11 protein-coding genes are annotated in these 11666 nt (G+C 71.7%); 7 read left to right on the forward strand and 4 right to left on the reverse strand.

Annotated elements, in window-relative coordinates:
* The first annotated feature begins 225 nt into the window (after window positions 1-225).
* Together IEY56_RS17670 and IEY56_RS17675 are read left to right on the forward strand one after the other, a co-directional pair.
* Window positions 226-1044, forward strand: coding sequence for a purine-nucleoside phosphorylase (locus tag IEY56_RS17670; RefSeq protein WP_189038181.1), 819 nt, complete (start codon window positions 226-228; stop codon window positions 1042-1044).
* Window positions 1045-1119: 75 nt separating this feature from the next.
* A complete protein-coding gene (locus IEY56_RS17675) occupies window positions 1120-2808 on the forward strand; it encodes a phospho-sugar mutase (protein WP_373292114.1) in 1689 nt (562 codons plus the stop codon).
* 81 nt (window positions 2809-2889) lie between these two features.
* Here IEY56_RS17675 and IEY56_RS17680 read toward each other — a convergent pair whose 3' ends face one another.
* From IEY56_RS17680 to IEY56_RS17690, 3 genes are all read right to left on the reverse strand, one after another.
* Window positions 2890-3792, reverse strand: a complete 903-nt coding sequence (locus IEY56_RS17680; RefSeq protein WP_189038183.1) for a helix-turn-helix domain-containing protein — start codon at window positions 3790-3792, stop codon at window positions 2890-2892.
* A 213-nt stretch (window positions 3793-4005) separates the two neighbouring features.
* On the reverse strand, window positions 4006-4416 hold the full coding sequence (locus IEY56_RS17685; RefSeq protein ID WP_189038184.1) for a hypothetical protein: 411 nt from the start codon (window positions 4414-4416) through the stop codon (window positions 4006-4008).
* Window positions 4417-4809: 393 nt separating this feature from the next.
* Window positions 4810-5667 carry a PH domain-containing protein gene (locus IEY56_RS17690; protein ID WP_189038185.1) on the reverse strand — a complete coding sequence of 286 codons (858 nt, stop codon included), beginning with the start codon at window positions 5665-5667 and terminating at the stop codon, window positions 4810-4812.
* 179 nt (window positions 5668-5846) lie between these two features.
* Here IEY56_RS17690 and deoC point away from each other — a divergent pair, with 179 nt between their 5' ends.
* The 5 genes from deoC (at window position 5847) to IEY56_RS17715 (ending at window position 10338) form a co-directional block, all read left to right on the forward strand.
* Complete coding sequence (gene deoC / locus IEY56_RS17695; RefSeq protein WP_189038286.1) at window positions 5847-6836, forward strand: deoxyribose-phosphate aldolase; 990 nt, start codon at window positions 5847-5849, stop codon at window positions 6834-6836.
* A 7-nt stretch (window positions 6837-6843) separates the two neighbouring features.
* A complete protein-coding gene (locus IEY56_RS17700) occupies window positions 6844-8283 on the forward strand; it encodes an aldehyde dehydrogenase family protein (RefSeq protein WP_189038186.1) in 1440 nt (479 codons plus the stop codon).
* A complete protein-coding gene (locus tag IEY56_RS17705) occupies window positions 8276-9274 on the forward strand; it encodes an aldehyde dehydrogenase family protein (RefSeq protein ID WP_189038187.1) in 999 nt (332 codons plus the stop codon). The genes IEY56_RS17700 and IEY56_RS17705 overlap by 8 nt, the downstream gene beginning before the upstream one ends.
* A 123-nt stretch (window positions 9275-9397) precedes the next feature.
* On the forward strand, window positions 9398-9541 hold the full coding sequence (locus IEY56_RS17710) for a prevent-host-death family protein (protein ID WP_189038188.1): 144 nt from the start codon (window positions 9398-9400) through the stop codon (window positions 9539-9541).
* 161 nt (window positions 9542-9702) lie between these two features.
* Complete coding sequence (locus tag IEY56_RS17715) at window positions 9703-10338, forward strand: hypothetical protein (RefSeq protein ID WP_229711974.1); 636 nt, start codon at window positions 9703-9705, stop codon at window positions 10336-10338.
* A 394-nt stretch (window positions 10339-10732) separates the two neighbouring features.
* On the opposite strand, the gene IEY56_RS17720 is transcribed toward IEY56_RS17715, so the two are convergent.
* Window positions 10733-11548 carry a SigE family RNA polymerase sigma factor gene (locus IEY56_RS17720; RefSeq protein ID WP_189038189.1) on the reverse strand — a complete coding sequence of 272 codons (816 nt, stop codon included), beginning with the start codon at window positions 11546-11548 and terminating at the stop codon, window positions 10733-10735.
* Window positions 11549-11666 lie beyond the last annotated feature (118 nt).

An 11666-nucleotide genomic window follows, 5' to 3' on the forward strand; every position in this document is an offset into this window, starting at 1 on the left:
TTCCGGCGTTCGTTCCGGCGTTCCGCGCCTCCCCGCACCTGCCTCCCCTTCCCCTAGGGCGTGTCGCGGCGCCGTGACCAGGCCCGCCGCCGGAGCGCGGCGGCGCGGGCTCCCCGTCCCCGGTGTCCGGGGAACCTGTTCCGGCGCGGTGCCACCCCTGTGTGGATCCCGGGTAATTCCGGGGGCCGTCTACGCGCGTAGGGCCAAAACCGCTACGCTCAACGCGTGAACGCATCAGCCTCGAACACCGCCGACGATCCGTACCGTTCCGCCGACAGCGCAGCCGAGCGGCTACGCGAGTTGACCGGTGCGGACAGCCACGACGTGGTCCTCGTGATGGGCTCCGGCTGGGTGCCCGCCGCCGACGCGCTCGGAGAGCCCGACTGCGAGTTCCCGGTGACGGAGCTGCCCGGCTTCCCGCCGCCCGCAGTGGAGGGGCACGCGGGCACGGTGCGTTCCCACGAGCTGGGCGACAAGCGTGTCCTGGTCTTCCTCGGGCGCACCCACTACTACGAGGGCCGCGGCGTCGCCGCCGTGACCCACGGCGTCCGCACGGCAGTCGCGGCCGGGTGCAAGACGGTCGTGCTCACCAACGGCTGCGGCGGCCTGCGCGGCGGCATGGTCCCGGGCCAGCCGGTGCTGATCAAGGACCACATCAACCTGACCGCCACCTCCCCCATCGTCGGCGCCAACTTCGTCGACCTCACCGACCTCTACTCCCCCCGGCTGCGCACTCTCTGCCAGGAAGTGGACTCCTCCCTCCAGGAGGGCGTCTACGTACAGCTCCCCGGCCCGCACTACGAGACCCCGGCCGAGATCGGCATGGTCCGGGCCATCGGCGGGGACCTCGTCGGGATGTCCACCGTGCTGGAGGCGATCGCCGCCCGCGAGGCCGGCGCCGAGGTGCTCGGCATCTCGCTCGTGACGAACCTCGCCGCCGGCATGACGGGTGAGCCCCTGAACCACGAGGAAGTCCTCCAGGCCGGCCGCGACTCGGCCGCCCGGATGGGCTCGCTGCTGGCGCAGGTGCTGAACCGGATCTGAGGGCGCAGGGTGGGCACAGGCCCGCCCGCCCGCGGGTCGCGTACAGGGAGAGAGGCTGGAGCCGTGCAGGACGTTGTGAGTGAGCCGATCGGCCGGGCCCGGGCCTGGCTGGACGAGGACCCCGACCCGGAGACGCGCGAGGAGCTCGCCAAGCTCATCGAGGCCGGGGACGGGGAGGAGCTGTCGGCCCGCTTCTCCGGCACCCTCCAGTTCGGCACGGCCGGGCTGCGGGGCGAACTCGGCGCCGGGCCCATGCGGATGAACCTCGCCGTCGTGATCCGCGCCGCCGCCGGACTGGCCGCCTACCTGCGGGAACGCGAGCAGCACGGCACGGACTCGGCCCCCGGCCTCGTCGTCGTCGGCTACGACGCCCGGTACAAGAGCTACGACTTCGCCCGCGAGACGGCGTCCGTCATGACGGGGGCCGGCCTGCGGGCGGCGCTGCTGCCGGGGCCGCTGCCCACGCCCGTGCTCGCGTTCGCGATCCGGGAGCTGGGCGCCGTCGCGGGGGTGATGGTCACCGCGAGCCACAACCCTCCCCGCGACAACGGCTACAAGGTCTACCTCGGCGGCGGCTCGCAGATCGTTCCCCCCGCCGACGCGCAGATCGCGGCCCGCATCGACGCCGTAGGCCCGCTCGCCGGCGTGCCGCGCCCCGCCTCCGGCTGGGACGTGCTGGACGGGGACCTCCTCGACGGGTACCTGGCCCGCACGGGCGCGGTGCTGACGGAGGGCTCGCCGCGCGGCGTCCGCGTCGTGCACACCGCCCTGCACGGCGTCGGCTCCGCCACTCTGGACGCGGCGTTCCGCCGCGCGGGCTTCCCGGCTCCCGTCCAGGTGGCCGGACAGGCCGAGCCGGACCCGGACTTCCCGACCGTGGCCTTCCCCAACCCCGAAGAGCCCGGCGCGATGGACCTCGCCTTCGCCACCGCCCGCGAGGCGTCCGCGTCCGAGCCGGTGGACCTCGTCATCGCCAACGACCCGGACGCGGACCGCTGCGCCGTCGCCGTCCCCGACGCGACGTCCGCGGAGGGCTGGCGGATGCTGCGCGGCGACGAGGTCGGAGCGCTCCTCGCCACGCATCTCGTGCACAAGAGGGCGCGGGGCACGTTCGCCTCGACGATCGTCTCCTCGTCGCTGGTGTCCCGGATCGCGCGCGCGGCCGGCCTCCCGTACGAGGAGACGCTGACGGGCTTCAAGTGGCTGGCCCGCGTCGAGAACCTGCGCTACGGCTACGAGGAGGCGCTGGGCTACTGCGTCGACCCGGACGGCGTGCGCGACAAGGACGGCGTCACGGCGGCGCTGCTCGTCGCCGAACTCGCGGCCGAACTCAAGCAGGCGGACCGGTCGTTGACGGACCTGCTGGACGACCTCGCCGTGAAGCACGGGCTGCACGCGACCGACCAGCTGTCGGTGCGCGTCGAGGATCTCTCGCTGATCAGCGCGGCCATGCGGCGCCTGAGGTCGGACCCGCCGAAGGTCCTCGCGGGCCTGTCCGTCCTCGCCGCGGAGGACCTGGCAGAGGGTAGCGAGAGCCTGCCACCCACGGACGGGCTGCGGTACCGGCTCGCGGGCGACCCCGAGGCGGGCGTGGAGCAGGCCCGTGTCGTGGTGCGGCCGAGCGGGACGGAGCCGAAGCTCAAGTGCTACCTGGAGGCCGTACTGCCGGTGCGCGACCAGGCGGCGCTCGCCGGGGCCCGCAGCCGGGCGGCCACCGTACTCGCCGCGCTGAAGGCCGACTTGGCGGCGGCCGCGGGAGTGTGACCGCCCCCTGCACGCGCCCCGGGTGACGGGCCCGGACGGCGGGCGGGGCCCGCCGCCGGACGCTCACCGGTGACGCGTCCGTCAGGTGCCGGCACGCTCCAGGTCCGCCCGGAGCGCGCCGCCGAGCCAGGCCAGGTCCTCGTGCCGCGGTGGCCGCGGCCCATGACCGCGGACCTCGGCCATGAGCAGCCGGAACCGCTCGGCCTCCGCGTTCAGGCCCGCGTCCAGGCACTCCAGCAGCTCGGCCCGGTCCGCCTCCCCGAACAGGCCGGCCAGCACGGCGGACGCCCGCTCGGATGCCGGGCCGATCCCCTCCTCGCGCGCCTCCGCGACGGTCGCGGTCACGTGGCCCGCCCACCAGATCGAGCCTCCGGGACGTCCCGGCACGGTGAGCTCCAGCATCCGGCGCATCCGGGAGCGGAAACCGGGATCCCGGATCAGCTCCGCCAACTGCAGCCAGGCGTCGACCTGTTCGACAGTGGGATTCTCGGGCAGCCGGACCGGGGAGCGCCGCAGCCTCTCCTCCATGTCCGGGGCGTCGTCGATCCCTCCGGCCACGTCCTTCATGAAGTCCTCGATGATCTGGGCGCGTTCGTCGACCGAGAGCCGGGCGAGCCTGTTCATCAGCGCTGTCTCCTCTGCGGTGGAACCGCGTTCCGCGACGGTGGACAGGACGGCCCGGTTCAGCTTCAGAGCACGGATGCGGGCGTCGATCGCGGCCACGTGCGTGGCGGCTGTCTCCGCCAGCGTCGCCTCGCTGCTCAGCACCTGTCTGATCTCCTCCTGCCCGAGACCCAACTCGCGCAGGGAGCGAAGCAGTTCGAGACGCGCGACGGCCTCGGTCCCGTACAGCCGGTAGCCGCCTCCGCTCCGGCGTCCGGGCGGGAGCAGTCCGATGTCCGACCAGTAGCGGACAGTGCGTACGGCCACACCGGTGCGGTCGGAGAGCTGTCCGATCGTGAGTGGCTCCGGTTCGTCCTTCATGCGGCGAGTCTCGGCATTCCAGCCGCTGGAGACTCAAGCCTTTTCCGACGGCGGACTCCCGCAGGGCCACCGCGCACCGGGCACGAAACGGCCGGGCCCGGAAGTCCCGGACCCGGCCGTGCGGTGGTGCGCTGCGGTGTCGTTCTGCTGAAGTCCCGTCGGTGACCCGGAAGTTCAGCTCCCGGACCGCTCGTCGTTCAACCGCTCACGGGCTCAGCGGCCCCAGGCGCCGCCGTCCATGGCCTGGCTGCCCAGCGGGCACGTGATGCGGACGCGCTTCGCACCGGCCAGCGGACCGACGACGTAGCGGCGGTCGTTCGTGCAGTCGGTGTAGACGTAGTACCGGGAACCGGAGCACGAGACGGCGAACGAACGGCCCGAGAGAGACGGGTTCCAGCAGCGCAGGCTGGCGGAGGCGGCCGGCGGCAGCTCGTCCGCCGCGCTCAGGGAACGCCGGGCCGTCCCGTGCTGTACGGCACCGGTGTTGAGGCTGGTCGCCGAGTAGCTGGCGTGGCCGCCCCACCTCGGAACCTCCGCCTGCGCGGCGGGCGCCATCGCTCCGCCGAACCCGAGCGCCAGCGTGGCGCTTGCCCCCAGAACTGCCAGAGACTTTCGAATCTTCACTCTGAGTTCTCGCTTTCTCTGTTCTCGGCCAGCTGGCCGGTCGCCCGTTGACGGACGACGTCAGCAAGATTCGCCAGTTGACGCTTCAGGGACAAGAAGATTCGACTCTCATGAAGATATGGATTCCGCTAAAAAGTCTGGCGATGACCTGCGTCAACGCGGAGAGAATCGATTCGCCAGGCGGTCGCTCCCGTTCGGGGAATTCACCCGTGCGATCCAGCGCACAATGCGGCTCGTTTCTTCACTGAACGAGCCGCGGACGGATATCCGATTTCCCGTGCGCGCAAATCGGCGGCCCTTGCGGTCAGGCCGTCCGGCCAGAAGACCGCAAGCACACCCCGTCGGAACATCTGAAAGAAGGCGTCGGCAGGACACCCCTGCCGGAACACCCGGTCAGAACACCCCGAGCAGGACCGCCAGCGCGATGCCGCCCGCCAGAGCCGGGACAGCGATCTCGTACGCCCAGCGCACCGTCACCTCGCCCTGCGCCGCACCGCGTTCGCCGTTCTCCAGGGCGAGGGCGCGCAATTCGTCGATCGCCTGGTCGGACGGCGCGCGCTTCGGCGTCGCGTCGTCGTCCCCGCCGGAGACCCCGCCGAGTCCGAACAGACCGGTGGGCCGCGCCGGAGCGGAACCCTTCGAGGCGGCGCGCTCAGCCCGCTCGACCTGCCGCGCGGCACGCTTGCGGGCACGCAACGACACGGGAATCGACCACAGTTGGTACTTGGTGCCGTCGGCGACGACCTCGCTGGAGTATCCGGACTGCAGTGACTCCACCGTCCCCCACGGGACGGTGATGGTCCGGAACGGATTGCGCACACGCATCCGCTGCGCGTTCGCGTACACGGCGGGCCGCAGCGTGAAGGCGACGACGAGGGGGACGCCGCAGAGGAGCCCGGAGAGGGCGATGACCCGCGTGCGGCTCACCCCTTCGATCAGCGCGTCGGTGCCGAGCCAGGCGGCCAGCAGGAGCAGCATCACGCCGCCCGCGAGGGCGGCCGGCGAGCGGTAGCAGCGGTCGGCGTAGACGGGCCCCTCGGGTTCGGCCCCGGCGGCTGTCCCGGGAGCCGGCGCACCCTCCGGCGCCGCGGCCTCGGCCTGCGCTGACCCCGCTGACCCCGTCCCCGCAGGCTCGGTCTTCGCAGGCTCGGTCTCCGCGGGCTCGGTCTTCGCAGCCTCGGTCTTCGCAGGCTCTGCCTCCGGCTCGCGTCGCTGCTCGGGCTCGCGTTCACGTCGGGACTCGCTACTCATGGGGCTTGATTCTGCCGGAGGCTCCGGAGGGCCGACATTGCGGCTCGGCATCGATCCGCCGCCGTCGCCGCGGGGTGCGAGGAGGCGACGGGCCCCGGATACGGGCGTGACCGTCGCATCCTGGCCGCTCTCTCCCCTACCGACGAAGCTACGCGTGTAGATATGCTCCTCTGGTGACCATGTCTTCTGCCTCCACCGCACCCGCCTTCGCGGACGTCACCGCGTCGGACGCCGCGTTGCGCCGCTACCTGCACGGCCTGCCCGGAGTCGACGCGGTCGGACTCGAAGCCCGCGCCGCCACGCTCGGCACACGCTCGATCAAGACCACGGCCAAGGCGTACGCCCTCGACCTGGCCATCTCGATGATCGACCTGACCACGCTCGAAGGGGCCGACACCCCCGGCAAGGTCCGGTCGCTGTGTGCCAAGGGCAGCAACCCCGACCCGACCGACCGCACCACGCCCCAGGTCGCCGCGATCTGCGTCTACCCCGACATGGCGTCGACGGCGAAGGAGGCGCTGGCCGCGAACGGCGGTGCCGGGATCAAGGTCGCCTCGGTGGCGACCGCCTTCCCGTCGGGGCGTGCGCCTCTCTCCGTCAAGCTGGCCGACACCCGGGAGGCCGTCGCCGCCGGCGCCGACGAGATCGACATGGTGATCGACCGCGGTGCGTTCCTGGCCGGCCGGTACGGCAAGGTCTTCGAGGAGATCCAGGCGGTGAAGGAGGCGTGCCGTCGTCCCGCCGGCTCCGGGGACGGGGAGGCCGCTCACCTCAAGGTGATCTTCGAGAACGGCGAGCTGTCGACGTACGACAACATCCGGCGCGCGTCCTGGCTCGCCATGCTCGCGGGAGCGGACTTCATCAAGACCTCGACGGGCAAGGTGGCCGTGAACGCCACGCTCCCCAACACGCTGCTGATGCTCGAGGCGGTGCGCGACTTCCGCGCGGCCACCGGCACGCAGATCGGCGTGAAGCCCGCCGGCGGCATCCGCAACGCGAAGGACGCCCTGCGCTACCTCGTGGTCGTCAACGAGACCGTGGGCCCGGACTGGCTGAGCCCCGACTGGTTCCGCTTCGGCGCCTCCAGCCTCCTGAACGACCTGCTCATGCAGCGCCAGAAGCTGAACACCGGCCGCTACTCCGGTCCCGACTACGTGACGGTGGACTGAGGCAGAGATGACAGACCAGATTTTCGAGTACGCCCCTGCTCCCGAGTCCCGCGCGATCGTCGACATCGCCCCGTCCTACGGGCTGTTCATCGACGGCGAGTTCCGCGAGGCAGCGGAGGGCAAGGTCTTCAAGACCGTCTCCCCCTCGACCGAGGAGGTCCTCTCCGAGGTCGCGCAGGCGGGCACGGCGGACGTCGATGACGCGGTCCGCGCGGCGCGTGCCGCCTTCACCGGCTGGTCCGCGCTACCGGGCACCGAGCGGGCCAAGTACATCTTTCGCATCGCCCGCATCCTCCAGGAGCGCGCCCGCGAGCTGGCCGTCCTGGAGACGCTGGACAACGGAAAGCCGATCCGCGAGACGCGGGACGCCGACCTGCCGCTGGTCGCCGCCCACTTCTTCTACTACGCGGGCTGGGCGGACAAGCTGGAGCACGCCGGGTTCGGCCCCGCGCCGCGGCCCCTCGGGGTGGCCGGGCAGGTCATCCCGTGGAACTTCCCGCTGCTGATGCTCGCCTGGAAGATCGCCCCGGCGCTGGCGACGGGCAACACCGTGGTGCTCAAGCCCGCCGAGACGACGCCCCTGTCCGCCCTGTTCTTCGCGGACGTCTGCCGGCAGGCGGGCCTGCCCAAGGGCGTCGTCAACATCCTCACCGGGGACGGCGCGACGGGCGCCGGACTCGTCGCGCACCCCGGCATCGACAAGGTCGCCTTCACGGGCTCCACCGCCGTCGGCAAGGAGATCGCCCGCACGGTCGCGGGCACGCGCAAGAAGGTCACCCTCGAACTCGGCGGCAAGGGCGCCAACATCGTCTTCGACGACGCCCCGATCGACCAGGCCGTCGAGGGCATCGTCAACGGAATCTACTTCAACCAGGGGCAGGTCTGCTGCGCGGGTTCGCGGCTGCTGGTGCAGGAGTCCGTGCAGGACGAGCTGCTGGACGCGCTGAAGCGGAGGCTCGGCACTCTGCGCGTCGGCGACCCGATGGACAAGAACACGGACGTCGGCGCGATCAACTCCGCCGAACAGCTCGCCCGCATCACCGAGCTGGCCGACTCCGGCGAGGCGGAGGGCGCGGAGCGCTGGTCCGCCCCCTGCGAACTCCCGTCGAACGGCTACTGGTTCGCGCCGACCGTCTTCACCGGCGTCAGCCAGGCGCACCGCATCGCGCGCGAGGAGATCTTCGGGCCCGTGCTGTCCGTCCTGACCTTCCGCACCCCGGACGAGGCGGTGGCGAAGGCCAACAACACGCCGTACGGCCTCTCCGCCGGGATCTGGACGGAGAAGGGCTCGCGCATTCTGGCGATGGCGAACAAGCTCCGGGCGGGCGTCGTCTGGGCCAACACGTTCAACAAGTTCGATCCGACCTCGCCGTTCGGCGGCTACCAGGAGTCGGGTTACGGCCGTGAGGGCGGTCGTCACGGTCTGGAGGCGTACCTCGATGTCTGACGAGTCGCAGAAGGCAAAGGCGAAGAAGACCGCGGCGGCGCCGAAGGCGGCCGGTTCCGGGAAGCCCGCTGCCACGCGTACGCGCAAGCCCGCTTCGCAGGCGGCCGGCGCGTCGCGGATCCCGGCGCGCGTCGACGTGCTGAAGACCTACAAGCTCTTCGTCGGGGGCAAGTTCCCGCGCAGCGAGAGCGGACGGGTGTACGAGGTGACCGACTCCCAGGGCCGCTGGCTGGCCAACGCCCCGCAGTCCTCCCGCAAGGACGCCCGCGACGCGGTCGTCGCCGCCCGCAAGGCGTTCGGCGGCTGGTCGGGCGCGACTGCCTACAACCGGGGCCAGATCCTCTACCGCGTCGCGGAGATGCTGGAGGGCCGGCGCGCGCAGTTCACGGCTGAGGTCGCCGCCGCGGAGGGGCTGACGGAGGCGGCCGCGGCAGCCCAGGTCGACGCCGCCGTCGACCGCTGGGTCTGGTACGCGGGCTGGTCCGACAAGGTGGCTCAGGTCGTCGGCGGCGCCAACCCCGTGGCGGGGCCGTTCTTCAACCTCTCGACGCCCGAACCGACCGGTGTGGTGGCGGTGCTGGCACCGCAGGAGTCGTCCTTCCTGGGCCTGGTCTCCGTGCTCGCGCCGGTGATCGTCACCGGTAACACGGCCGTGCTGGTCCCGTCCGAGAAGGCGCCGCTGCCGGCGCTGTCGCTGGCGGAGGTGCTGGCGACGTCCGACGTGCCCGGCGGCGTGGTCAACGTCCTCTCCGGACGTACCCGCGAGGTCGGCGCGACGCTCGCCGCGCACCAGGACGTCAACGCGATCGACCTGACCGGTGCGGCGGGCGACCCCGGCCTGGCGAAGGAGCTGGAGGCCGCCGCGGCGGACAACCTCAAGCGGGTGCGCCGCCCGGAGGAGCGGGAGACGGACTGGTCCGCCGACCCGGGCACGTCCAGGCTGCTGTCCTGCCTGGAGACGAAGACCGTCTGGCACCCGATGGGCGTCTGACGGCTCAGAAACCCGGCTGACGGGCCGCTGTGCGCAACCCCTGCCCCTGAGCAGGACGCGCGCAGCGGCCCGAGCCTTTGCGCAATCGTGCACATTTCTTCACATGAGCGACGCTCGTACCCCATGACTGAAGCGCGTGCCCAGGACTTGATAGACCTCGAGGACGCGTTGGCCGTGGCCCAGTACCGGGCGAAGGTCGCGGCCGGCTCCGACGAATACGTCCCGCACGAGGAGTTGGGCCGGCGCCTCGGCCTGGTCGGTGAGTGAACTTCCAGATCATCTGGGAGGCAGAGGCGGTCAGTTCCGCCACCCGATTCATCAAGGACGACCCGGACGGCCTCCGTGAGGTCTTCCTCGCAGTGGACCGTATCCGCATCACACTCCCCGCCGGGTTACGCCGGCGGCGGGATGACCGACAATGGTCTCTCGTGACCGCCCCCCACGACATATCCCGCTCGCCTCGCGTCATCCTGCTGACCGGACCGTCCGGCGCGGGCAAGTCCCGCCTCTCCGCACGCAGCGGCCTGCCCGTCATGCGTCTCGACGACTTCTACAAGGAGGCCGGGGACCCGACCCTGCCGATGCTGCCGCACGGCACCGGCGTGGACTGGGACTCCGCACGCTCGTGGGACGCGGAGGCGGCCGTCGCCGCCGTGCAGGAGCTGTGCGTCAAGGGGCGCACCACGGTGCCGCTCTACGACATCTCGCTCAGCGCCCGCGTCGGGACGGAGACGCTCGACCTCGACGGTGCGCGGCTGTTCATCGCCGAGGGGATCTTCGCCGCGGACATCGTCGCCCGCTGCCGCGAACTGGACCTGCTGGCCGACGCGATCTGCCTGCGCGGCCGCCCCACGACGACGTTCCGCAGGCGTCTCCTGCGCGACCTGCGCGAAGGACGGAAATCGCCGCCGTTCCTGCTGCGCCGCGGATGGCGGCTCATGCGGAGCGAGGGCGCGATCGTGCAGCGGCACCGGGCGCTGGGCGCCCACCCCTGCGGACGGGACGAGGCGGCCGAGCGGATCAGGCTGCTGTCCACGGCGGGTGAGGCCCGAACGGCCCGGTGACGGCCCGCCATCACCGCGAACCGGCCGCAGCACGGGCTGAGACGCCGGGCTGACCCGGCGGGCTTAGTCGGCGGACTGAGCAGCAGACCGGCCCGCGGCCGTCCTGAGAGGAAGCGGACCGGAAAAGGGGGAGAGCGGGTCGGGCAGACCCCCCGGTTGCCCGAACCCGCTCTCCCGGACCCGTCCCCCCGGACGGATCCTCGTTCCCCCGTTTCCCCCTGCTCCCCCGTGCTTCCCCCGTATCCGGGACGACCCGTGTCCCGTCCTGCGGCCCCCGCCGAGGGCCCCCAGCCCTCGCCTCAGGTTCTGTGGAACTCCGTCCTCGTGAACTCAGTGCTCTCGAGCTGGAATTCGTGAGACGCCCTGCTTGTGGACGTCCCGCTCGTGGACGCCGTCAGGCGACCAGCTCGCCGAAGGACTCCTCCTGGTCCCGGCCGAAGCTGAGCACCTCGTCGTCGCGCAGCCGGCGCAGCGAGCGCCAGATGCTGCTCTTCACGGTGCCGACGCTTATGTCGAGGATCTCCGCGATCTCGGGATCGGTTCGTCCCTCGTAGTAGCGCAACACCAGCATCGTGCGCTGCAGTTCGGGAAGCCGGGCGAGCGCCTGCCAGAGCACGGTGCGCAGTTCGGTGCCGCGCATCGCGTCCTGGTCGCCGGCGGTCTCCGGCAGCTCCTCCGTCGGGTACTCGTTCAGCTTGCGGCGGCGCCACGCGCTGATGTGCAGGTTCGTCATCGTGCGGCGCAGGTAGCCGCCGACCGCCGCCTTGTCGCTGATGCGGTGCCAGGCGCGGTAGGTGGAGAACAGCGCGCTCTGCAGCAGGTCTTCCGCTTCGAAGCGGTCGCCTGTCAGGTGGTAGGCGGTGGCGTACAGGGAGGCGCGGCGCTCACGTACGTAGGCGGTGAACTCCGCCTCGGACGTGCCCTCTTGCCGCGCTCCCGGCTCCTCCCTGTACTCACCGTCCCCCGTGCGGGCCTCCCCTCGAAGGCCCTCAACCGCAGCGATGTGCTGCGGACGCACGCGCCCCGCGCTTCCCCCGCGGCCGGCCGTGTGGCCGGTGCCGCCGGCACACCCCCGTCCGCCGGCGGCGTTTGCCTTGCTCTGGCCCTTGGTGAAGGCGCCGGGCATTTCAGCGTGACCGGACGGAACCGCCGGGGTGTGCAGACGCGTGTGGATAACTGCGCTGACGTTGCTGCTGTGCAGTGTGTTCATCCCGCGCCCCCCTCGGGCCGACCTGTCGCCTGCTGATGACGTACACACTGCACGGCCAGTTTCATCGCGGCGTCCCCCGTCTGTCACAGCGGTGTCACAAGGGTCGTCGAGGGCGTGT

It is taken from the genome of Streptomyces daqingensis (assembly GCF_014645895.1).
GTDB lineage: Bacteria > Actinomycetota > Actinomycetes > Streptomycetales > Streptomycetaceae > Streptomyces > Streptomyces daqingensis.